Source organism: Bradyrhizobium sp. Unk1, assembly GCF_059512345.1.
This window is the reverse complement of sequence record NZ_JCAMOP010000003.1, coordinates 250363-272344: the sequence shown is the minus strand read 5'-3', so window position 1 is coordinate 272344 and position 21982 is coordinate 250363. Positions and strand designations below refer to the sequence as shown.

18 protein-coding genes are annotated in these 21982 nt (G+C 63.8%); 10 read left to right on the top strand and 8 right to left on the bottom strand.

Going from position 1 to position 21982, the window contains the following annotated elements; genetic code table 11:
• Positions 1–120 precede the first annotated feature (120 nt).
• The 8 genes from AC5ZFO_RS05450 (at position 121) to AC5ZFO_RS05415 (ending at position 7530) form a co-directional block, all read left to right on the top strand.
• Positions 121–546 (top strand): organic hydroperoxide resistance protein, encoded by a 426-nt coding sequence (locus AC5ZFO_RS05450; protein ID WP_014490914.1) that lies wholly within the window; start codon positions 121–123, stop codon positions 544–546.
• 183 nt (positions 547–729) lie between these two features.
• Positions 730–1932 carry a CaiB/BaiF CoA transferase family protein gene (locus AC5ZFO_RS05445; RefSeq protein ID WP_282521657.1) on the top strand — a complete coding sequence of 401 codons (1203 nt, stop codon included), beginning with the start codon at positions 730–732 and terminating at the stop codon, positions 1930–1932.
• 220 nt (positions 1933–2152) lie between these two features.
• Positions 2153–3469, top strand: coding sequence for a sn-glycerol-3-phosphate ABC transporter substrate-binding protein UgpB (ugpB, locus tag AC5ZFO_RS05440; protein ID WP_282521658.1), 1317 nt, complete (start codon positions 2153–2155; stop codon positions 3467–3469).
• A gap of 48 nt (positions 3470–3517) precedes the next feature.
• Entirely contained in the window at positions 3518–4399 is an 882-nt protein-coding gene (gene ugpA, locus AC5ZFO_RS05435; RefSeq protein ID WP_282521659.1) for a sn-glycerol-3-phosphate ABC transporter permease UgpA, read from the top strand.
• On the top strand, positions 4399–5247 hold the full coding sequence (gene ugpE, locus AC5ZFO_RS05430) for a sn-glycerol-3-phosphate ABC transporter permease UgpE (protein WP_063980180.1): 849 nt from the start codon (positions 4399–4401) through the stop codon (positions 5245–5247). Before ugpA ends, ugpE begins: the two co-directional genes overlap by 1 nt.
• Before the next feature lie 108 nt (positions 5248–5355).
• Positions 5356–6441 (top strand): sn-glycerol-3-phosphate import ATP-binding protein UgpC, encoded by a 1086-nt coding sequence (locus AC5ZFO_RS05425; RefSeq protein ID WP_282521660.1) that lies wholly within the window; start codon positions 5356–5358, stop codon positions 6439–6441.
• 339 nt (positions 6442–6780) lie between these two features.
• Positions 6781–7206 (top strand): Hsp20 family protein, encoded by a 426-nt coding sequence (locus tag AC5ZFO_RS05420; RefSeq protein ID WP_014438749.1) that lies wholly within the window; start codon positions 6781–6783, stop codon positions 7204–7206.
• 51 nt (positions 7207–7257) lie between these two features.
• Positions 7258–7530: a BQ00720 family protein gene (locus AC5ZFO_RS05415; protein ID WP_011083553.1), complete on the top strand. Its 273-nt coding sequence runs from the start codon at positions 7258–7260 to the stop codon at positions 7528–7530.
• 283 nt (positions 7531–7813) lie between these two features.
• Here AC5ZFO_RS05415 and AC5ZFO_RS05410 read toward each other — a convergent pair whose 3' ends face one another.
• The gene (locus tag AC5ZFO_RS05410; protein WP_282521661.1) at positions 7814–7996 is read right to left on the bottom strand and encodes a hypothetical protein; all 183 of its coding nucleotides are present in this window, start codon (positions 7994–7996) and stop codon (positions 7814–7816) included.
• Positions 7997–9696: 1700 nt separating this feature from the next.
• Here AC5ZFO_RS05410 and AC5ZFO_RS05405 point away from each other — a divergent pair.
• Entirely contained in the window at positions 9697–10101 is a 405-nt protein-coding gene (locus AC5ZFO_RS05405) for a nuclear transport factor 2 family protein (protein ID WP_085398148.1), read from the top strand.
• A gap of 189 nt (positions 10102–10290) precedes the next feature.
• On the opposite strand, the gene AC5ZFO_RS05400 is transcribed toward AC5ZFO_RS05405, so the two are convergent.
• Genes AC5ZFO_RS05400 through AC5ZFO_RS05390 form a run of 3 tightly spaced genes read right to left on the bottom strand, consistent with a single transcriptional unit; the run spans position 10291 to position 13857 of the window.
• A complete protein-coding gene (locus AC5ZFO_RS05400; RefSeq protein ID WP_282521662.1) occupies positions 10291–11829 on the bottom strand; it encodes an acyl-CoA synthetase in 1539 nt (512 codons plus the stop codon).
• A 57-nt stretch (positions 11830–11886) separates the two neighbouring features.
• Entirely contained in the window at positions 11887–13017 is a 1131-nt protein-coding gene (locus tag AC5ZFO_RS05395) for a DUF5938 domain-containing protein (protein WP_282521663.1), read from the bottom strand.
• Between the two features lie 36 nt (positions 13018–13053).
• A complete protein-coding gene (locus AC5ZFO_RS05390) occupies positions 13054–13857 on the bottom strand; it encodes an SDR family NAD(P)-dependent oxidoreductase (protein ID WP_282521664.1) in 804 nt (267 codons plus the stop codon).
• Between the two features lie 279 nt (positions 13858–14136).
• Here AC5ZFO_RS05390 and AC5ZFO_RS05385 point away from each other — a divergent pair, with 279 nt between their 5' ends.
• On the top strand, positions 14137–14775 hold the full coding sequence (locus tag AC5ZFO_RS05385) for a TetR/AcrR family transcriptional regulator (RefSeq protein WP_282521665.1): 639 nt from the start codon (positions 14137–14139) through the stop codon (positions 14773–14775).
• Positions 14776–15151: 376 nt separating this feature from the next.
• Here AC5ZFO_RS05385 and AC5ZFO_RS05380 read toward each other — a convergent pair whose 3' ends face one another.
• The 4 genes from AC5ZFO_RS05380 to hpf form a co-directional block, all read right to left on the bottom strand.
• Positions 15152–18664 (bottom strand): two-partner secretion domain-containing protein, encoded by a 3513-nt coding sequence (locus AC5ZFO_RS05380; RefSeq protein ID WP_496121609.1) that lies wholly within the window; start codon positions 18662–18664, stop codon positions 15152–15154.
• 19 nt (positions 18665–18683) lie between these two features.
• Positions 18684–20420, bottom strand: coding sequence for a ShlB/FhaC/HecB family hemolysin secretion/activation protein (locus tag AC5ZFO_RS05375; protein ID WP_282521668.1), 1737 nt, complete (start codon positions 20418–20420; stop codon positions 18684–18686).
• Between the two features lie 275 nt (positions 20421–20695).
• Positions 20696–21157, bottom strand: coding sequence for a PTS IIA-like nitrogen regulatory protein PtsN (ptsN, locus tag AC5ZFO_RS05370; protein ID WP_008141251.1), 462 nt, complete (start codon positions 21155–21157; stop codon positions 20696–20698).
• Positions 21158–21378: 221 nt separating this feature from the next.
• Entirely contained in the window at positions 21379–21978 is a 600-nt protein-coding gene (gene hpf / locus AC5ZFO_RS05365) for a ribosome hibernation-promoting factor, HPF/YfiA family (RefSeq protein ID WP_212484999.1), read from the bottom strand.
• Positions 21979–21982: the final 4 nt, after the last annotated feature.

Below are 21982 nucleotides of genomic sequence, written 5' to 3'. Positions count from 1 at the left end.
CGGGCGGCCGTACATTCAATTGCGAACAATTAAATGTGAGGCATGCAAATTTCAATTGCGCGCAATCTAATTGTTTGCGATGTAGGTTCCACCCCAACCCGAACACCCGAGGAGACGAAAATGTCCGTGAACGTCCTGTACAAGACCAGCGCCAAAGCCACCGGCGGCCGCGACGGCCATGCGGCGACCCTCGACGGCGCGCTCGACGTCAAGCTCACCACGCCGAAGGAGCTCGGCGGCGGAGGCGGCGCCGGCAACAATCCCGAGCAGCTGTTTGCGGCGGGCTATGCCGCCTGCTTCATCGGCGCGATGAAGTTCGTGGCCTCGCAGGGCGGCCCGAAGGTTCCGGCTGACGCCTCTGTCACCTCCACCGTCGGCATCGGCCCGCGCTCGGCCGGTGGCTTCGGTCTCGACATCGACCTCGCCGTCTCGCTGCCGGGCCTTGCCCGCGCGGAAGCCGAAGCGCTGGTCGAGAAGGCCCACCAGGTGTGCCCCTACTCCAATGCCACGCGCGGCAATGTCGACGTTCGCCTGACGGTCGTCTGATCAAACGGCGGATTGGCTGGCCCGAGATCCCCCTCGGGCCGGCCGCTTTCCTTTGGTTTTGTTGTTGCCACGCCGCGGGATTGCACGGCGGCACCGCATACGCCCCTACGCGCCAAGCCATTGCTGGCGCAAAAAAACCTCGCTACGCCTGTGATCAACGACCGACACAGGGGAAGCGAAGGCATGACTGAAGCCGTTTTGGGCGCAATGAGCGGACTGCGCGTCATCGATCTCACGCGCGTGCTTGGCGGTCCCTACTGCACCCAGATCCTCGCCGACCACGGCGCCGACGTGATCAAGGTCGAGCCGCCCGCCGGCGACGAGGTGCGCGACTGGGGCCCTCCGTTCCATGAGGAAGACGCGGCCTATTTCATCGGCATCAACCGCAACAAGCGCTCGATCGGCCTCGACCTCGCCTCCGAGGGCGGCCGAATCGTGCTGCTCAAGATGCTGGAGACCGCCGACGTCCTGATCGAGAATTTCAAGCCGGGCACGCTGGAGAAATGGGGCATCGGCAACGATGTGCTCAGCAAGAAATTCCCGCGCCTGGTGCATTGCCGGATCTGCGGCTTCGGCGCCGACGGTCCGCGCGGCGGCAATCCCGGCTATGACGCCATCATCCAGGCCATGACCGGCATGATCGCGGCGACCGGTTCGCCCGAGAGCGGTCCGATGCGGATCGGCGTGCCGCTGGTCGACATCACCACCGGCCTCTATGCGGCGATCGGCATCCTGATGGCGCTGTCGGAGCGACAGCGCTCTGGGAAAGGCCAGTTCCTGGAGACGACGCTGTACGAGACCGGCCTCGCCATCATGCATCCGCACACCGCGAATTATTTCATGCACGGCAAGCCGCCGTCGCTCACCGGCAACGAGCATCCCAACCTCGTGCCTTACGCGATCTTCCCGACCAGGACCGACAACATCTTCATCGGTGTCGGCAATGACGGCACCTTCCGCAAGCTTGCCAAGGAGATCGGCAAGCCCGAGCTCGGCACCGATCCGCGCTTTGCCCGCAACAAGGACCGCATCGCCAATCGCGAGGCGCTGCGGGCCGAGTTGGCCGCCGTGTTCAGCCAGCACGAGGCCGAGCCGCTGTGCAATCGTCTGCTCGCCGCCGGCCTGCCCGCAGGTCCCGTGCAGAAGATCGACCAGGCGTTGACGAACGCGCACACGATCGCCCGCGGCGATGTCATCGAGAAGGACTGGTACAAGGGGGTGGCCTCGCCGATCCGGCTCGATCGCAGCAAGCCGAGCCTGCGCCGTCTGCCGCCGAAATTCAGCCAGCACTCGGCGGAGGTGCTCGGCGAGTTCGGCTACTCCAAATCGGAGATCGACGCGATGGTCGAGCAGGGCACCGTCTGCGGCCCCGAGCGCAAGCGCTAAACGCCCTCGCCGCCTCACCCGAGCAAATGCCGCACTGCGGCGCGGGCACGCATGTGCACCGCGAACGGAGGAGGCTGCGCGCTCGGCATTCGCCTATTTGACGGCTTCCCTTTTGGCCGCGCTTGCTGCTTTCGTTTCTCCCGCTTACACAGTCATGTGAACGTCATATGGCGCTGCTAGCGCAAGCGCTTCTTTTTGACGGCCAAGGGAGGTTTACTTGATGGCTCTTCGACACTTTGGGGCGGCTGCCGCAGTTGCGATCACGATCGGCATGGGCGCATCGCCGGCCTTGGCCGTGACCGAAATCCAGTGGTGGCACGCGATGACCGGCGCCAACAACGACGTCATCGTCAAGCTCGCCACCGACTTCAACGCCTCGCAGACCGACTACAAGGTGATCCCGACCTACAAGGGCAACTATCCCGATACGATGAACGCCGGCATCGCGGCGTTCCGCGCCGGCAACGCCCCGCACATCATGCAGGTGTTCGAAGTCGGCACCGCGACCATGATGGCCGCGACCGGCGCCGTAAAGCCCGTCTACAAGCTGATGGCCGAGGCCGGCGAGAAGTTCGACCCCAAGATCTACCTGCCCGCCATCACCGGCTACTACTCGACCTCGAAGGGCGAGATGCTGTCCTTCCCGTTCAACTCGTCGTCGACCGTCATGTGGGTCAACCTCGACGAGCTCAAGAAGGCGAACGTCGATATCCCCAAGACCTGGCCCGAAACGTTCGAGGCCGCCAAGAAGCTGAAGGCTGCGGGTCATGACACCTGCGGCTTCTCCGGCTCCTGGGTCACCTGGGTCAATCTCGAGCAGCTCTCCGCCTGGCACAACGTGCCGCTCGCCAGCAAGGCCAACGGCCTCGACGGTTTCGACACCGTGCTCGAGTTCAACGGCCCTCTCCAGGTCAAGCATCTCGAAACCCTGGTCGAACTCCAGAAGACCAAGACCTACGACTATGCCGGCCGCACCAACACCGGCGAAGGCCGCTTCACCTCCGGCGAATGCCCGATCTACCTGACCTCGTCGGCGTTCTTCGGCAACGTCAAGGCGCAGGCCAAGTTCAACTTCACCGCCGTGCCGATGCCTTACTATCCGGACGCCAAGGGTGCGCCGCAGAACTCGATCATCGGCGGTGCCTCGCTCTGGGTCATGGGCGGCAAGTCGGCCGAGGAATACAAGGGCGTTGCGAAATTCCTGACCTTCCTCTCGGACACCGATCGCCAAGTCTACATCCACAAGGCCTCGGGCTATCTGCCGATCACCAAGGCGGCCTACGCCAAGGCGAAGGAAGAAGGTTTCTACAAGGATCAGCCCTATCTCGAGACCCCGCTGCTCGAACTGACCAACAAGGAGCCGACCGAGAATTCGCGCGGCTTGCGTCTCGGCAATATGGTTCAGCTCCGTGACGTCTGGTCGGAAGAGATCGAGCAGGCGCTGGCCGGCAAGAAGACCGCCAAGCAGGCGCTCGACGCCGCCGTCGAGCGCGGCAACACGATGCTGCGTCAGTTCGAAAAGACCGCCGTCAAGTGAGGCGATGAGCGGCAGGCCGGTAAGCCGGCCTGCCGCTCAGCTGACATCATGCAAAAGCAAGCCATTTTCCAGTCAAAGCTATTGCCCTACGCGCTGGTTGCGCCGCAACTCGCGATCGTCCTGATATTCTTCTACTGGCCTGCGCTGCAGGCGGTCATCCAGTCCTTCCTGCTCCAGGATGCCTTCGGTCTCTCGAGCACCTTTGTCTGGTTCGAGAATTACATCGAGCTGTTCAAAGACCCCGCCTATTTCGAGGCGGTCGTCCGTACGTTCGTCTTTTCGTTCGCCATCGCCGTCTCGTCGCTGTCCTTCGCGCTCTTGCTCGCCGTGATGGCGGACAAGCCGCTGCGCGGCTCAATGCTCTACCGCACGCTGCTGATCTGGCCCTATGCGGTGGCGCCGCCCGTGGTCGGCGTGCTCTGGATCTTCATGCTGCATCCCTCGCTCGGCGTGCTGTCGCGCTATCTGCGCGGCCTGGGTGTCGACTGGAATCCGCTGCTCGACGGCAACCAGGCGGCTGGGCTGATCATCCTCGCCGCGGCGTGGAAGCAGATCTCCTATAATTTCCTGTTCTTCCTCGCCGGCCTGCAAGCCATCCCCCGAAGCGTGTTCGAGGCCGCCGCGATCGACGGCGCCCGTCCGATGCGCCGGTTCTGGACCGTGACCTTCCCGCTGCTGTCGCCCACGATCTTCTTCCTGCTGGTCGTCAACATCGTCTACGCCTTCTTCGACACCTTCGGCATCATCGACACCATGACCCGCGGCGGTCCCGGCACATCGACGGTCACGCTGGTCTACAAGGTCTATTCCGACGGCCTGCTCGGCGGCAATCTCGGCAGCTCCGCGGCGCAGTCGGTGATCCTGATGGTCATGGTGATCGTGCTGACGGGAATCCAGTTCCGCTTCGTCGAACGCAAGGTGACCTACTGATGGTCGAAGAAGAGGGCTTTCGGCGCTACGTCGCCCACGCGATTCTCTGGATCGGGATCGCGATCGTCGCATTCCCGGTCTACATCGCGATCGTCGCCTCGACCCAGGACAACGCCCTGATCGCGAACGGGCAGATGTCGCTGCTGCCGGGCGGCCATTTCTTCGAGGTCTACTACAAGACCATCTTCGTCGGCACGAGCGGCTCGACACGCGAGCCCGTCGGCAACATGATGCTGAACTCGCTGGTGATGGCGCTGGCGATCGCGATCGGCAAGATCGCGATCTCGATCATCTCGGCCTATGCGATCGTGTATTTCCGCTTTCCGTTCCGGATGGCGATCTTCTGGATCATCTTCATCACGTTGATGCTGCCGGTCGAGGTGCGCATCTACCCGACCTACAAGATCGTCGCCGATCTGCACATGCTCGACAGCTATGCCGGCCTCGCGCTGCCGCTGATCGCGTCGGCCACCGCGACGCTGCTGTTCCGCCAGTTCTTCATGACCGTGCCGGACGAGCTGCTGGAGGCCTCGCGCATAGACGGCGCCGGCCCCTTGCGCTTCTTCTGGGATACGCTGCTGCCGCTGTCGCGCACCAATATGGCGGCGCTGTTCGTGATCCTCTTCATCCTCGGCTGGAATCAATATCTCTGGCCGCTGCTGATCACCACGCGCGACGACATGCAGACCATCCAGGTCGGCATCCGCAAGATGATCACCACCACCGACGCGCTGACCGAATGGCCGATCGTGATGGCGACCGCCGTGCTGGCCATGCTGCCGCCGGTGTTCGTCGTCGTCGCCATGCAGAAACTGTTCGTGCGCGGCCTGGTCGAGACGGAAAAGTGAGGGGGCGAGTGGTGAGTAGCGAATGGCGAATGGAAAGCCTTTTGACGGCTCTCGCGTGCATGCCTTCCCAATTCGCCACTCCCCATTCGCCATTCGCTGGAAAAACTCATGGCTAACGTCACCCTGCGCAACGTCCGCAAGACCTACACCGGCGGCTTCGAGGCCATCAAGGGCGTCAATGTCGACGTCGCCGACGGACAGTTCTGCGTGCTGGTCGGCCCTTCCGGCTGCGGCAAGTCCACGCTGCTGCGCATGGTCGCAGGTCTCGAGACCGTCACCGGCGGCGAGATCGACATCGGCGGCCGCGTCGTCAACCAGATCGAGCCCGCCGATCGCGACATCGCGATGGTGTTCCAGAACTACGCGCTCTATCCGCATATGAGCGTCTTCAACAACATGGCCTACGGCCTGCGCAACCGCGGCATGGCGGAGGCCGAGGTCAAGACCCGCGTCGAGGAAGCCGCGCGCGTGCTCGAGCTCGCGCCGATGCTGGAGCGCAAGCCGCGTCAGCTCTCCGGCGGCCAGCGCCAGCGCGTCGCCATGGGCCGCGCCATCGTGCGCCAGCCAAAAGTGTTTCTGTTCGACGAGCCGCTGTCGAACCTCGACGCAAAGCTGCGCATCGCGATGCGCGTCGAGATCCGCAAATTGCAGCGCCGGCTCAACACGACCTCGATCTACGTCACCCACGACCAGCTCGAGGCGATGACGCTCGCCGACGTTCTCGTGGTCATGAATGGCGGCCAGGTCGAGCAGATCGGCAATCCGCTCGCGATCTACGAGAAGCCGGCGACGACCTTCGTCGCCTCCTTCATCGGGGCGCCGCCGATGAACCTGATGTCGACGCGCGCCGATGAGATCAAGTCACAGCTCGGCGGCGGTGCGACCGAGGCCGGCATCCTCGGCATCCGCCCGGAAGATTTCGTCATCACCGACCAGACCCCGGCCGGCGGTGTCGCACTGCCCCTGACCGTGGAAGCGATCGAGCGCGTCGGTGCCGAAACCTTCGTCTATGGCACCCGGGCCCAGGACGAGCAGCGCGTCGCCGCCACCCCCGGCGAGCTGCCGCCCGGCGAGGTCATCGTCCGCATTCCCGGAACCGAGGCCCCCGCCATCGGCGCGAGGATCCGCGTCGCGGCGGTACGGGCGAAGCTGCACCTTTTCAGCGGCGACGGGCGGACGCGGATCGAGGCCTGACCGGCTCCGAGGGGCCGGCCAATCAAAAACGCGAAAAACAACCCCATGCACAGTAGCCGGGGGTTTGTTTTCATTGGAGAAATCGTCCCGCTAATTCGTCATGCCCGGGCTTGTCCCGGGCATCCACGTTCTTGGTGCCGCGAGTGAGGCCGTGGATGGCCGGGACAAGCCCGGCCATGACGATGCGGAGGCATTTTGGGCGACGGCAGGCAATCGCCAATCCACAGGGCTCCCGCTACGTCCTTGAACCGACACGGGGTTATGACCATATTGCTGACCAAGGGGCGCCGCTTCCGGGCCCTGAAATGCCAAAGTCGCTTCGAGAGGACTTTGTAAACTATGTCTCGTGTTCCCACGCTTTCCAGTCCGTTCCTTCTGGGCTTCGACGAGATCGAGCGCGTGCTCGACCGCGTCGTCAAAGGCGCCGACGGCTACCCTCCCTACAATATCGAGAGGTGCGACCGGTCGGACGGCCAGCCCGAGCGGCTGCGGATCACGTTGGCGGTCGCCGGATTCACCCGCGACCAACTCGATGTAACCATTGAGGAAAACCAGCTCGTGATTCGCGGGCGTCAGCAGGACGACAAGACCCGGCAATACATCCATCGCGGCATTGCCGCGCGCCACTTCCAGCGCACCTTCGTGCTGGCGGAGGGGATGCTCGTGCTGGGCGCGGATTTGAAGAACGGGCTGCTGTCGGTCGATCTTGCCCGGCCTGAACCGGAGAGGATCGTTAAGACAATCGCTATCAATGAGCACGAATAATGGAACGAGTAGCGGACTCGACCGCTTAGTTTCTGTGAAGGAGTCGAGACCATGAGTGAAGGTCACGTTGCGTTCGAATACGAAGCCAAGAACGTCTCGCCCGAGACGCTGGCAACCCTCGGCGAGGGCCATATCGCCTATGTGAAGCAGATCCGCTCCGAGGATGTACCGGGCCTGTTTCCCGAGGCGCCGAAAATCGCGCCGGGCCTCAAGCTCTTCGCGCTCCACGCCGCCGACGGCACGCCGATCATGCTGACCGACAGCCGCGAAGCCGCGGTCGCGAATGCCTGGAGCAACGAGCTGCAGGCGGTGAGCGTCCACTGACACGCGCGCGCTCTCGCGCGCGACAGACGAATTCAAATGCGCGGGCATGCCTCAAGCAAGGCGGCCCGCGTATTTTTTTGCGCCCGCCAGATGACGAGCCCCCTCACGGTGAGGGCACTTGCTAGGGTGTGTATTCATGAAGCTGTCGCCTCAGCTCCTGATATGCAGTCCTGCTTCATCCCCGAAACCAGACAAAGAAACCCCGCCGCGGCACGTCCGCTAAGGGCCATAAGTCGACATCGCAGGCTTGGCCTAAAAAACGACGCTGCCGACTGAAGCGGCCTTACTTTTTTGGTAGCAGCCCCAAAACAAACCATTGAGCCGGAAAGAGGGGAAAGAACAGCGCTCCCCAGAGGAACCAAATGCGTTTAGACCGGCCTCTCTCTGCCGCAAAGTTCGCCGTTACGCGCCCGCACCAAAACATCAACCCGATGACGACCAAGCTAAACATGATCGAGCCGAGCATGGGGTAGCTCCTGCCGATAGGTCCTTCGCCTGTACCATACAGGATTGGCGTCGCAGCGCGATAACACGCAAATCACATCCGCATGAGAATTGATCGGCGACTGCGAACTTGGGCTGAACCTCCAAGTGCGAAGGTCTGTTCTGGGTCAAAAGCTGCGGTCAGCTCAACCATCGTGTGACGTCCGCTTTCCCGTAGACAGCCGACATCGCGACGCCTCTTACGCTGGTCAGCTGGCGTTATTCTGCTCAACCAAAAGCAGTCATGTGTCGATCTCGGTCTGAAGATGAATGGAGCTCGATGAGATGTTTCGCATTTTATGGCACAGGTAACCCTTGCGCGCCGGTTTCGCCGAGCGCACTCTTGCAGAGCGCTTTCACAAGAACTACGGAGGGTGCGACCATGCCACGGGTCAAGCAAGCTTCGAAGCAGAAACGCACAGCCAAAGCCGCCACCGTGAAGGTGCTAGGTGCGGCCGGACTGGGTCTTTCGCTGGCGAGTAGCGCATCCGCATCCACGATGCCCGCTACCGGTATCCCGCAATCCAACACCTCGCCAAATCAGCGCTTCTTTCTTGGCGAAGAGGAAATGGCCGACGTCAGTCTGGCCACGTTCCATCTTTTCGATAGAGAAAACTTTGGCAGCGGCGTGCAGCTAGCGCGCGGGTGCGGTGGTTGCGGGTGCGGCCATGGTTGCGGGGGGTGCGGCGGCGGCCGAGGTTGCGGCGGCGGCGGGTTTGTTGGCGGCCGAGGTTGCGGTGGTGGCGGGTTTGTTGGCATCCGAGGTTGCGGTGGTGGCGGGCTCGTTGGCATTCGAGGTTGCGGTGGTGGCGGGTTCGTTGGCATCCGAGGTTGCGGTGGCTTCCGTGGTTGCCGTGGCTTCCGTGGTTGCGGTTGCGGCGGCTGCGGGTTCGACATCGGGTTCGATGACGACATCGGGTTCGATGGCTGGGGCTATGGTGGCTGGGGGTTCGGCGGTTGCGCGGGTTGCTGCGCATCCTGGGGGGCGTGCCGCTTGTGCTAAGTCCCACCAGGGACTCTGCTAAGCTGCGATCAGCCTCTCGCTGGTTACGAGTTTAAGGTCGACTTCGGGTCAAGATGCGAAGAACTCAGAGCGAGCAAATCCAGTCCGCACCCCTCGCTAAGCGGACCTCCTTGAGCGGTGTCGTCACTTCGCTGATGGGCCAATAGGCGACATCGCCGATCCGCCTTTTTCATTCAATGACCTCGTCGTTTCCATCAACACCCGACGGGTAGGTGAGCCTAACCATCGAGAATCGGTCAAGTGCATTGCCCCTTCGGTGCAAACCGTCTTCTGGCGAGAGATGGGCGTCAACGGTAGCATTGCGCACACTGTTGGGCGGGGAGAGACGAATGATCTCTGCTTGTTGGCTTGCCGTTTGGATCGCGTGCTTCGGCTTAGGAATGGCCGCGGTCTACCGGACGGGGCTTGGTATCGAACGTTGGTCTCCCGCTCTCGGCTTGGCCTATCTCGTAATCATTGGCCCTTCAGTTCCAATCGTAGCTTGGTTGGCCGCGGATCAGATCGTAACTGTAGAGCAGGCCAGTTGCGCGGAGTTGGACCCAGCAGCGGATCGGCTGAACGGCATGTCGCCATCCGAATTCCGCGTGCGCTGTATCGCGACCCAAGACAATTCGGGTTGGCTTGCTCGTCGCAGAACATGAAAGCTCTGGAGACAAATCATGCCGGAAGCGCTTGAAGTCGAGATATCTGCCTTCTTCAACAAATACATGGAGACATTCACCACCTGGGATGGTGATCAAATCGCCAAACTCTACTGCGCTCCCTGCATCACCATGCGGGGTGACGGGTCGATACATTGTTTTCAGTCACGTGACGAGATTGCGCGGTTTTTCCAAGGAGTGGCCGACACCTACCGACGCGAAGGGGCCGAAAGTGGAACTCTGCACGATGTAGTGGCCGTTCCTATAGGCGAACGCAGTGCTCTCGGAACTGTAACGTGGAAAAACCTCCGACCGGATGGAAGCGTTACAAGGCAATGGCGGCAGTCGTACAACCTTGTTCGCTCCCCCGACGGCTGGCGCATCCTTGCTACGACATTTCACCTAAGCGGGGTACCGAGCTAGTGATTTCCGCTTTGGGGTCATTTGCAAACATTCCCGAACTAGCGACCCACGTCCGGTTCGCCCCTCGTAGCGGGCATGGCGTCCCCCGGCCAGGACTTGAAACCCAGCAGCGAGATTTAACGCCTGCGTTAAGTCGACGGGGTTGAGCCGGCACTTCGAAAGCGGACGTTATGCCTATGAGTACAAGGCTCAGCCGCCCGAGCGATCCGACAGCCGTGCGCGGATGTCCGGCTTCAGCACCTTGCCTACCTTGGAGCGGGGCAGATCGTCCCAGACTTCGATCTGCTTCGGTGTCTTGACGCTGCCGATCCGCTGCTTGACGAAGGCGGCCAGCGCCGTCGCATCGACGCTTTGGCCGGCGCGGGGCTGCACCACGGCGACGATCCGCTCACCCCATTTCTCGTCCGGAAGGCCAATCACGGCGCAATCCTGCACCGCCTCATGCGCCCGCAGCGCGTTCTCGACCTCGATCGAGTAGACGTTGAACCCGCCGGTGATGATCATGTCCTTGGCGCGATCGACGATATAGAGGTAGCCGTCGTCGTCGATGTAGCCGATGTCGCCGGTATGGTGCCAGCCATGCGCGGAGGCTTCCGCCGTAGCCTCGGGATTCTTGTAATAGCCCTCCATCACCAGCGAACCGCGGACCACGATCTCGCCGCGGGCGCCGGTCGGCAGCAAATTGCCGTCGCCATCCATGATGCCGGCCTGCACCAGCGGGCTGATCCGCCCGGCCGAGGCGAGACGCTCCATCGCGATCGTGCCGTCGGCATTGTAATGCTCGCGAGGCGCCATCATCGAGATCATCATCGGCGCTTCGGTCTGACCGAACAACTGCGCCATCGGCCCGATACGCTGGAGCGCCTCCGCAAGCCGCGCGGCCGAGATCGGCGCCGCGCCGTACCAGAAGCATTGCAGAGAGCCGAGCCTCGCGGAGTCGAGCTTCGGATGATCGAGCAGCATGTAGATCACGGTCGGCGGCAGGAAGGTGTGCGTGACGCGATAGCGCTCGATCAGATCGAGAAATTCCGCGATGTCGGGGTGATGCATGATCACGATGCGGCCGCCGAGCGCCAAGATCGGGAAACACAGCACGCCGGCCGCGTGGGTCAGCGGCGCAAGCGCGAGGTAGATCGGGCGGCCCTTGAAAGGATAGCCCATCAGCGTCAGTGCCGTCATCGCCTCGATGTTGCGGCCCGACAGCATGACCCCCTTCGGCTTGCCGGTGGTGCCGCCGGTGCCCGGGATCATCGCGAGATCGTCGATCGTCTCGCGTTGATAGTGGTCGTCTGCAAGGCCGGCGAGCCAGCTGTCGAACGAGGGCGCGAAGGACAACTCAGCATCGAGGCAGACGACGGCACGAAGCTTCGGCAGCTCTGCACGCACCGTCTCGACCATCGGCGCGAAGCTTGAATGAAACAACAGCAGGCTGCAGTCGAATTGCTCGAGGATGAGCCGGTTTTCGGCCGCCTCGTTACGCGGATTGATCGGGCACCAGACCGCACCGCCGCGGGAAATGCCGAACACGCAGGCAAACGCGACCGGATCGTTGCCGGAAAGGATTGCGACCTTCTCGCCGGCAGCAATCCCCGATCGCGCGAGCCCGCGCGCGACGCGGTAGCTCAGCAACTGCACGTCGCGATAGCTGAGGTCGCGTCCATCCATGGTGAGGCACGGCGCGTCGGCGCCGAGCGAGGCACCTTTGTCCAGGTAATCGATGAAGCGCATGATCAACACCCGAAGCGGTAGCGGGTGACGCGGAGGTCCGCGCCACCCGCGATTGACTTAATCGTGCACGGTCAGAACCGGCTTGCTGACGAGCCCGAAGCTGCGCAACTGCCCGAGCAGCTCGTGATGGCCGAACGCCTGGCAGCCGGAGGCGAACCCCACGCGCTTCGGCGGCTGCTGCAGCAGGTGTGCCGCGGCATAGGCCTGCAGCAAGCCGGTCTGCTTGTAGTTGCTGTTGCCGTAGATGACGCAGTGCGCGCGCCCCAACGGGCCGGAGGCATGTACCGAATCCAAGGACTTGTTGACGCGCGGGTTCTCGCGCGGCGGCATGGTGTTCATCACACCGGCGGCGGTCTGCGCCAATGCGGCGTAGCGGTCGTCGGGATTCATATCCTTGGTCGCCTCCAGCGCGGCCGCGACGATCTGCGGCACGCCCAGCATCAGCGCGCGATTGAACACGCCGCCCAGCACCTTCACGTTGGCCACGCGCGGATCGCGCTTGAACCACACCGGGTGCGAGGTGCCTCCCCAGGGCAACGCCAGCGCCAGCTCGTGCTGACCGGGGATGGCGAGGTTGTACAGGCCGGCATCGGGCTGATGCTCGACGTACTTGTTCTGCTCCAGGTAGTAGGCCTTGGCCATCGCGGCGTTGACCAGGATGGTCTGCGTCGATGCGATGGTCGGGCTGCCACCCCAGAACACGGCAATGTCGAGCGTGTCGAGGCCGGGCGTCTCCAGGCACAGCTGGGCTGCGATCTCGCCGGTGGTGTACATCTGCGCGATGCCCGGCGCCAACAGCAGCCCGGCATTGGCGAACTTCGTGCCCCACTCCTGCTCGAGCGTGATCAGCCAGTCCTGCTCACCGGTGGTGTCGGTGTAATGACACTTGGAAGCGAGGCAAGCCTGCACCACTTCGCCGCCGAACTTGGCGAAGGGACCCACGGTGTTGAGCACCACCGAGGCGCCCTTGAACAATTCAGTCAGCGCAGCCACGGTGTGCGGCACCTTGACCACCTCATAGTCGGCGGTCTCGATGCCCGCTACATTCGACTTCATCGCGGCGTTGAGCTTCTCATTGCTGCGGCCGGCGGCGATGAAGGGGATGTTGTATTCGCGCAGATATTCACAGACCAGCCGGCCAGTATAGCCGGAAGCGCCATAGACGATGACGGGCTTCTTCTCGCTCATTGCGTTCCTCCGAAATGCTTGTTGTCGGCTTTGTCGTTACATGCCCATGCCGCCATCGACCGGCAGTCCGATGCCGGTGATGAAGCGCGCCTCGTTCGAGCACAGGAACACCGCGGCATCGCCGATGTCCGTGACCTCGGCGAGACGGCCGAGCGGGGTTTGCTCCACCACCGAGCCGACTGCGGCGTTGACGTCAGCCGCGAGCCCGACCTTGACGATGTCGTTGGCGAGCTGCATGCCCATGTCGGTCGGGATCAGGCCCGGATAGATGCAGTTTACGCGCACGCCGAGACCGAGCTTGCCGGCTTCCATCGCTCCGACCCGCGTCATGCGGTCAACCGCGGATTTGGTGCCCGAATAGACCGCGATGCTCGGAAAGGCGATCGTTGCCGCAACCGAGGCGATGTTGACGACGGCGCCGCCCTTGCCGGCCGGCCCGCCCGGGCGCATGGCACGGAAGGCGTGCTTCATGCCGAGCACGGTGCCGACGATATTGACGTCGCACATCCGCCGTGCGTCCTCGGCCTTGACCTCGGAGATCAGCGACGTGATCTCGATGCCGGCATTGTTGATCAGAATGTCGTAGCCGCCGAGGGTTGCGACGGTCTCGGCAACCGCCCGCTCCCATTGAGCGTCGTCGGTGACGTCGAGCTGGACGAAGCCCGTGGCGACGTCTTCCTTCGCGATAGCGGCTGCGCTGGCGCGGCCGGTCTCTTCCAGGATGTCGGCGATCATGATCGAGGCGCCGGCTCGCGCCAGAGCTTGCGCGATGGCCGCGCCGATTCCTCTAGCACCGCCGGTGACCAGGGCTTTCCTGCCTGCAAGGCTCTTCCCACTCATGACGCACTCCTCCGTTGCTGGTGATCGATTCGTGCCGCGCCAATCGGCGCGCACCAGGTCGATGGGCGCAGGCCTTTCGGTGGCACCCAGCGAAGCGTTCCTCCATGGTCGGACGTCTTGACGACTGTCCAAATTCTCGGTGCGAACCTCCGCCAATATCTTGACACTTGTCAAGAACGAATTTGACAGTTGTCAAAGGAAGTGGTTGTGAGGGGATGGAGCATTCCGCGGTCGACGCGGTATAAGTCCTTGAAAGAACGGGACTGAGGAAGGGACGAGATGGCGCGGCAGGTGACGGGAGCGGCCCGGCGTGTGGCTGATGCGGCCGAGGTGCTGCGCGACGAGAAGTTCAACGCGCGGCGCGTCGAGCTTGCCGAGGCCGCGCTCGAAACGCTTGGAGAGCTCGGCTTCGCACGCACCAGCCTGCGCGAAATCGCGCAGAACTCGGCGTTCACGCACGGCGTGTTCCACTATTATTTCAGCGACAAGCTCGACCTGATCTGCTGCTGCGTCCGCCACTACAAGGCGAAGTGCGTGACGCGATATGACGATGTCGTCGCGACAGCAACGAGCCGCGACGAATTGACGGAGGGTTTCCTCGCCAAGCTCGCAGCAACGCTGCAGAACGAAGCCCGGATGCACCGCCTTTGGTACGATTTGCGCTCGCAGGCGATGTTCGAGGCGGCGTTTCGCAAGGATGTACTCGAGATCGACAAGAGCCTGGAAGCGATGATCTGGCGCATCGCCTCCCGCTATGCCGAGCTCGGCAGCAAGCGGCCGGCGTCGTCGCCCGCCGCGCTCTATGCGCTGTTCGACGGTCTGTTTCAAAGTGCGCTGCTCAAGCACCTCGCGGGTGACAAGACGGCGATTCCCGAACTGCTCGACGAAGTCCGGCGCCTGCTGCCGACGGTCTGCTGAAGCGCACGCGCGGCGCCGGCGAAGGCGTGGCCAGAAATTTCTGTCCGGGAATGGCCGCGGCGAATGCAAGGCGTTAGGCCGCGGTCGCCAACGCCTGGAGCAACGAGCTGCAAGCGGTGAGCGTGTACTGAGCACGCGCTTCGCACGAAGTGAGTTTTAAGCGGGCACGCCTTCGCACGAAGGCGTGCCCGCTTTCATGGGTGTTAGATCGCCTGCGCTCTCCTCGTCATTGCGAGCGCAGCGAAGCAATCCAGAATCTTTCCGCGGAGAGATTCTGGATTGCTTCGTCGCTTCAGCGCAAAATTGCTTCGCAATTTTGTTGCGAGCTCCTCGCAATGATGGAGTGCGGGGTTACAGCGCGGCGCTGCCGAGTGCTCTAAGGCAGCACGATCTCGATCGGCGCCTGGTCGTTCAGCCCGAGCGGCGCGGCGGGATTGGGCGGAGTGGCGCCGCAGACCGGGTTGCCGCCGGCCCCAAGCGAACAGGCGCCTGCGTCGCGCGGAATGATCGCGAGCCGGCCGTCGACATAGGTGATGTCGTAGTTCGCGGATGTCAGCCCCGAGGCGGCGATGCCGTAGACCCCGGGATTTCGCGTGCCCTGGGCCGAGCCGCCGTAGACGAGCGTGCCTGATAGCGCGGACAGCCCCTCCCCGTTCACGAATCCGGAATAGATCGCGCTGCCGCCGGAGAACGGCACGCCGTCGTAATTCTTCGTGACGCCGTTGACTGCAATGGTGAGCGGCGCCTTGTTGACGGTCAGCGAACCGTCGACATAGGTGATAGCATAATTGGCCGAGGAGAGGCCCGACGCCGTCAGGCTGTAGCGGCCGGCATTCACCGCGCCCTGCGCCGTGCCGCCATAAAGAAGCGCGCCCGACAGCACGGATGCAGTCTCGCCATTCATGAAGCCGGAATAAGCGACGCTGCCGCCGGAGAAGGCGAGGCCGTCATAGGTCTTGGACGCGTTGGCGGTGATGGTGAGCGCCGCCCTGTCGATGGTGAGGCCGACCGCGACCGAGCCGACATAGACCGCGCCGCCCGAGCCGGTCGCGTTGATAACGTCGGGGCCGCTGAGATTGTAGCTGCCCGCGCCCAGTGCGGTGGTGACTGCGCTGCCCCAGCCGAGCGTGACGCGATTGGCGTTCACGCCGGTCATCGTCAATCCGCCGAGCGAGGCCAGCTTGCCATAGGTGGTGCTGGCCGAGCCCGCGACGTTGACATAGGCATCGTAGACGGTGTCGCCGAACGCGCGCAGCACCGGCATGCCGTTATTGGCGCCGCTGACGGACTTGCCCCAGACGGCGGCGAAGTCATAGCCGTTGTTGATGAAGGTGAAGGGATCGCGCAGCTGTGCCGTGGTGAGCATGCCGCCATCGCAGATGCCGCCGCCGAAAGATGCGCCACAGGCGGCGCTCTGCCCCGATGTCTCCCTGTTCGCATAGCTTTGGGTGACGTCGCCGCCATCCCAATTCATCCCCACGATCGCGCCGACATTGCTGGTTCCCGACACGGTGCCCGCGAAGTAGCTTCGGCTCACATGGCTTTCCTGATTCACCCCCACCAGCCCGCCGACCTCGGAATTTCCTGAAACCGCTCCCGTGGCGTAGGAATCGAGCACCGAAACGGCTTCATTGCTGTGCCCGACCAGCCCGCCGACCGACCTCGTTCCGGACACATTGCCGGTCGCGTAAGACTGGCTTACCACGGCGCCGTACCAGCTGCCTCCCACCAGTCCGCCGACTGCCACGACACCGGACACGTTGCCGGTGGCGTAAGACCGCTCCACCCGGCTGTACTGTTGGAATCCCACCAGTCCGCCGGCAGCTGTGCCTGTACCGCCAATTGCGCCGGTGCCCGAAACATTGCCGGTGGCGTGACTATCGGTGACGAGACCGATGTTGCTGTATCCCAACAAGCCACCGACGTTGATGCCGCCAGATACGGTACCCGTGGCATAAGAGTGGCTCACCGTACCGATGGCATAATCCCCGGGGCCCGGTCCCATCCACGTACCGATATTGTACGCGATCAGCCCGCCAGCACCGTCCCAGCTAGCGGACACGTTGCCGGTCGCATACGAGTTGGAGACGAAAGAGGCGACGACGCGCCCTCCCAGCCCGCCGGCGGCGCCATAGCCCGCAACCGTGCCGGTGGCATATGAGTTGCTGATCGTCGTGATATAGGCGTCGCCGACCAGCCCGCCGACCATGGCGCCGCTGCCGGTCACATTGCCGGTGTTGTAAACGTTGCTGATGGTGTTGTAAGCGACGCTGCTCGTGCCGCCGTAGACCCAGAGGCCGCTCGACCCCACCAGCCCGCCGACGGCATTGTTGCCCGTCACGCTGCCGCCTTCCAATCCGACATTGCGGATGGTCCCGCCATCGATGTAGCCGAACAGGCCGATGTTATCGCTGGACGGCCGGTTGATGATCAGGTTGCTGATGCGGTGACCGAGCCCGTCGAAAATGCCGAAAAAATATTTGCTGATATCGCCGATGCCGCCGATCGGCGTGAAGCCGGCGCCAGCATTCCAGCCCGCCGTGGCGCTGGCATCGATGTTCGCGCCCAGCACATAGTTGCCGGACCGGTTGGTGTTGATGTTCTGCAGGGCATTGACATCGGTGATCACCGCATAGGTGATGGCGGCGTCGGATCCTTTCCGGGTCTGGAACAGGCTGCCCGCCGCCAGGTTGACCGGCGCGTTGATGGTGTAGCCACCGGTGGCCGTGGTCTGTGCGTATTGCAGGACCAGGCCGTCACTGCTCGTCGTGCCGGTCGAGGTCAGCGGCGCATTGATGACGATGGCGTTGTCGGCCCGCAGCGTCAGGATATGCGAGCCCCAGGTGACGGCGGAGTTGACCGTGACGTTGCCCGCGTCGGTGCCGCTGCCCGAGGTCGTCACCGTCACGTCGCCGCTCGCAAGCGCCGTCTGCAAGACGCCAGCGTAGTTGGCGTCGATGGTGATGTTGACGGGATCGATCAGCCAATGTCCGCCCAGCGTATCGACCTTCAGATCGGCGGCGAGATTGACCTTGGCGGCGGAGGTTTCGACCGAGCGGGCCCGCAGCGTGCCGCCGGCATTGACCTCGCCATGCTTGGCATCGCCGAGCAGCAGGATGCGGCCGTTCCTGCTGCCGATGCTCGCGGCCTGCACCACGCCGGTGTTGTTGACGACGCCCTTCATGGCGTCGCTCGCGCCCTTGGCGGTGAGGATGGCGAGCCCGCCATCGGCGCGGATCAATCCCTTGTTCTCGACCAGGGTCTTGACGGTGGAGGCCTTGACCTCGACCGAGAGCAGGCCGTCGCCATTGAAGTCCAGCAGCACGTCGGTGCCGGCGGCGAGCGCCGTGCTGCCGGTGATGGTGCCGGAATTGCTGACGCTCGGCGAGATCAGCGCCACCACCTTGCCGGAGATGCTGCCCTCGTTGCTGATCGCGCCGCCGCTGCCGGTGAAGTTGTAGCGACCGGCGAGAAAATCCGCGTTGCTGATGCCGAGCGTGGAAGCGACGAAGCCACCGGTCTGGACGCTGCCGGTCTTGCCGATGGCGATGCCGTTCGGATTGATCAGGAACACTTGCCCATTGGCGCTGAGGCTGCCGAGGATTTTTGACGGGTCCTGGCCGACGACGCGGTTCAGCGCGACCGAGGATGCGCCGGGCTGGTTGAAGGTCACGGAGCTGCCGGCGCCGATCGAAAAACTCTGCCAGTTGGCGATCATCCGGTCGCTCGACTGGTTGATCATCATGGCGTTGCCGGACTGACTGATCGTGGCCTGTCCCGACACGACCTGGCCGCCGGTCGGCAGCGTCTGCGCCAGCGCCGGCGGCGTCAGCATCGTGGTCGCGGACAGCGCGATTGCGAGTCGCATCCGCGGCAGGGTCGATGTCATCGCGTGCCCCCTCGAAACATCAGAAGCGAATGCCGGCTTGCAGCCAGAACTGGTCGTTGGCCTTGACGCCATCGGCATTGGCGCCGGTGATGACGGAACGGCCGGGATTGTCGCCCAGCGTATGGGCCCAGCTCGCCGAGACGTTGAGCCACTCGCGCGTCCAGCGCGCGGCGAGGCCGGCGCTGGCGAGCCCGTAATCATTGCAGCCGCAGACAGTGACCGGCGCGATGCCGTTCGGCGACACGTTGATCTTGACGTAGCCGCCGTCCAGGAAGCTCGCGAGTTGCAGGCTGCCGAAGCGCACAGGCAGCGGCGCGTTGTAGCGAAGCTCCAGCGTGCCGAGCACGCCCATATCGCCGCGCGCCTCGCCCACGGGATAGCCGCGCACGCCGAACGGGCCGCCCAGCGCAAAATCTTCCGAGGAATCGAGATTCTTGTCGGCCCATTGCCCGTAGAGGCGACCGAACAGTGCGAAGTCGCCGGGCAAGGCCTGAAGCCGGGCAACCGAGGCATTGATCCGATTGAACTGCCCTTGCGTCCGGAGCCCGGCCTGGTCCGCCGCGAGCGCGCTCGCCACGCGCGAAAGATCGAGATCGCCAAAAGTCCAGCTCACCGACCAGTTGGTGATGCCGCCGCCGAGCAGCGCATCGCGCCGGTCGCCGTTGAGGCCGAGCGTGCCGGAGGTCGAGCGCTTGTCCTGAAGCTTGCCGACGATGCTGTCGTCGACCAGCGCCTTCCAGGTCACGGTGCCGCCAAGCTGGAGGTTGAAATCGCGCGAGCGGATCAGGCTGTAGTCGACGCCGCCATTGGCGAAATGGGCAAAACCGGTGAGACCGAGGGCGCTGCCGATGGCGTCGATATTGTGGTAGTCGAGATAGCCGTAGCTCGCATTGGCAGTGAAGCCGCTGGCGCCGAGCGGCACGCTCGTCGTCAGCGAGCCGTACTCCTGCCCTTGCGACACCGTGCCGGAGAGCCGCGTCAGGTCGCCGTAGCCGGACACGTCGGTGAGCGAGATGAGCCCGTTGCCCTGCGCCTTGCCCACGTTGGAGCTGCCGTAATTATCGGCCCAAATACCGCCCCCGAGAATGGGCGCCTGCGCGACGCCGACGACGAGCTTGCTGGTGTTCGGCGCATCGCCCGGCGCGAGCTTGGCATGCACCGACACGCCCGGCAGATCGTTCATCCGCAACAGCGCATCTTCCAGATCCTGCCGCGTCACGCCGTTCGGCTTGAGACGACCCTCGATGATCGCGCGCAACAGGTCCTCACGCACGCGCACGCCGTTGGCGCGGTCGAGCGTGATGGTCTTGAGCGCGCCCTCGGCGATCTCGATCGTGACGATGCCGTTGGTGATGTCCTGAGGCGGCAGCAGCGCGCGCGCCAGCAACCGGCCGCGGCCCTGGAGCACGGCCGTCACCTGATCGGCCAGCGCATAGAGCCCCTTGATGCCGAGGCGCTTGCCGCGCACCGAGGCAACGAGTTGGTCGCGCTCGGGCTGTGGCAGCAGCTCCACCTTGCCGGTGAAGCGAACGCCCTTCACGATGATGCGCTCGCCCCGGTCGGGAATGGCGGCGGGCGCCTGCTGCGGTCGAATCTCGTCAGGGGCCGGCAGCCTTTCCTGCCGCTGCAACTCCTGCTGCCGCTGCATCTCGCGGAGCAGCGATCCGGCATCCTGCGCGACGGCCGGGACTGCGGTACCTGCTATCGCTAGCCCCACCACGATAGCCCTGCACTGCACCGCGCCAACCACTTTCATCCTATGGGCCCGACCTTCGGGCGATAGGTCACCACATCAGCGAAAGCGCAGGACGGCGCGCCGATCCAAGCACCGCTTGCGTTCCTTGGCGTCATTAGCGGAGTCCGACATGGCGCGATGTGCCGGACGTCTCAAATGGGGAAATTTTTTCGCGTGATCTCGCCGGTTGTTACGCGATCACGACATCCCGCGCGCATGCTGCGGAGATGGCCGCGTACCATTGGCAATGGCGTGGATCGATTCCGCGTCTCAGCGGGCGACGAGGAAAAGCGAAGTTACGCCGCGGTCGCCGGCGGCAGCGCCAGCACCGAATAGATCGCCTGGGCGTCGCGCGAGGCGCGGAGCTTCTTGGCGATGTCCTGGTCGCGCAGGAGGCGGGCGATGCGGGCGAGCGCCTTGAGGTGATCGGCGCCGGCGCCTTCGGGGGCGAGCAGCAGGAAGACGAGATCGACCGGCTGACCGTCCATCGCCTCGAAATCGATCGGGCGATCGAGCCGCGCGAACAGGCCGAAGATCTTTTCCAGCTTGGGCAGCTTGCCGTGCGGAATGGCGACGCCGTAGCCGACCGCGGTGGTGCCGAGCTTCTCACGCTGCAGCAGCACCTCGAACACGGAGCGTTCGTTCTGCCCGGTCAGCTCGGCGGCCTTGGCCGCGAGCTCCTGCAGCGCCTGCTTCTTGCTGTTGACCTTCAATGCCGGGAGAATCGCCTCGGGTGCGACCAGATCGGTAATCGGCATGGAGGGTTTCCGAGGTGAATTAAACCGTCAGGTTCCGAATTGGCCAGCTTGGTCAAACCATGCCTGGCCGGCATCAAGAAGGTGAAGCAGGAGGGGGACTTAGCCCCGATCCTGATGTGGGGCGCTTCTACTCCAACGCAATCCCGGTGCCAACTGCTGCGTGCGGCTTTGCCCCGCTCATTGTTAAGGGCTGCGGTTGGTACGGGGGCCGGTTCCAGCCCTTAACCGTCCGGTTTGGCCCCCGGCGGGTCGATCCAGCCGACATTGCCGTCGGCCCGGCGGTAAATGATGTTCACCCGGCCGCTGGAGCCGTGCTGGAATACCAGGCAGGGCGCTCCGCTGAGGTCCAGCTCCATCACGGCCTCGCTCACCGACAGCTGCTTCAGCGAGGTGGTGGCCTCGGCGATGATGACGGGACTGTAGCCGGTGACCTCGTCCTCATCCTCACCCTCGCCCGGCGCCTCCAGCACGTAGCTCGTGGCATCCAGGGCGGCGAGAGCGGCGGAGGCGACATGGGCCTTGCGGGCCGAGCGGTCCTTGAGCCGGCTCTTGTAGCGCTTGAGCCGCTTCTCGATCATCAGGAGCGCCTGGTCGGCGCTGGCATAGGCATCCGGCGCGTTCGAATCGGCCTCCAGCGTAATTCCCGTATCAAGATGCAGAGCACAGTCGGTGCGGAAGCCGAAGCCATCCTTGCTCAGGGTGATGTGGCCGGAATAATTGCCGTCGAAATATTTGCGCAGGACCTCGTCGGTCCGATCGGTGACGCGGCCGCGCAGAGCGTCGCCGACGCTGACGCTCTTTCCCGAGATTCTGAGGGTCATGTGA

What these genes read in the sequence shown, in the direction of transcription:
- AC5ZFO_RS05390 (WP_282521664.1), bottom strand. Translation starts at nt 13,857, where the DNA reads ATGAGTGGGAAGAGCCTTGCAGGCAGGAAAGCCCTGGTCACCGGCGGT.
- AC5ZFO_RS05445 (WP_282521657.1), top strand. Translation starts at nt 730, where the DNA reads ATGACTGAAGCCGTTTTGGGCGCAATGAGCGGACTGCGCGTCATCGAT.
- AC5ZFO_RS05425 (WP_282521660.1), top strand. Translation starts at nt 5,356, where the DNA reads ATGGCTAACGTCACCCTGCGCAACGTCCGCAAGACCTACACCGGCGGC.
- AC5ZFO_RS05420 (WP_014438749.1), top strand. Translation starts at nt 6,781, where the DNA reads ATGTCTCGTGTTCCCACGCTTTCCAGTCCGTTCCTTCTGGGCTTCGAC.
- AC5ZFO_RS05450 (WP_014490914.1), top strand. Translation starts at nt 121, where the DNA reads ATGTCCGTGAACGTCCTGTACAAGACCAGCGCCAAAGCCACCGGCGGC.
- ptsN (WP_008141251.1), bottom strand. Translation starts at nt 21,157, where the DNA reads ATGCCGATTACCGATCTGGTCGCACCCGAGGCGATTCTCCCGGCATTG.
- ugpE (WP_063980180.1), top strand. Translation starts at nt 4,399, where the DNA reads ATGGTCGAAGAAGAGGGCTTTCGGCGCTACGTCGCCCACGCGATTCTC.
- ugpA (WP_282521659.1), top strand. Translation starts at nt 3,518, where the DNA reads ATGCAAAAGCAAGCCATTTTCCAGTCAAAGCTATTGCCCTACGCGCTG.
- AC5ZFO_RS05405 (WP_085398148.1), top strand. Translation starts at nt 9,697, where the DNA reads ATGCCGGAAGCGCTTGAAGTCGAGATATCTGCCTTCTTCAACAAATAC.
- AC5ZFO_RS05395 (WP_282521663.1), bottom strand. Translation starts at nt 13,017, where the DNA reads ATGAGCGAGAAGAAGCCCGTCATCGTCTATGGCGCTTCCGGCTATACT.
- AC5ZFO_RS05380 (WP_496121609.1), bottom strand. Translation starts at nt 18,664, where the DNA reads ATGACATCGACCCTGCCGCGGATGCGACTCGCAATCGCGCTGTCCGCG.
- AC5ZFO_RS05400 (WP_282521662.1), bottom strand. Translation starts at nt 11,829, where the DNA reads ATGCGCTTCATCGATTACCTGGACAAAGGTGCCTCGCTCGGCGCCGAC.
- AC5ZFO_RS05410 (WP_282521661.1), bottom strand. Translation starts at nt 7,996, where the DNA reads ATGCTCGGCTCGATCATGTTTAGCTTGGTCGTCATCGGGTTGATGTTT.
- hpf (WP_212484999.1), bottom strand. Translation starts at nt 21,978, where the DNA reads ATGACCCTCAGAATCTCGGGAAAGAGCGTCAGCGTCGGCGACGCTCTG.
- AC5ZFO_RS05375 (WP_282521668.1), bottom strand. Translation starts at nt 20,420, where the DNA reads ATGAAAGTGGTTGGCGCGGTGCAGTGCAGGGCTATCGTGGTGGGGCTA.
- AC5ZFO_RS05385 (WP_282521665.1), top strand. Translation starts at nt 14,137, where the DNA reads ATGGCGCGGCAGGTGACGGGAGCGGCCCGGCGTGTGGCTGATGCGGCC.
- ugpB (WP_282521658.1), top strand. Translation starts at nt 2,153, where the DNA reads ATGGCTCTTCGACACTTTGGGGCGGCTGCCGCAGTTGCGATCACGATC.
- AC5ZFO_RS05415 (WP_011083553.1), top strand. Translation starts at nt 7,258, where the DNA reads ATGAGTGAAGGTCACGTTGCGTTCGAATACGAAGCCAAGAACGTCTCG.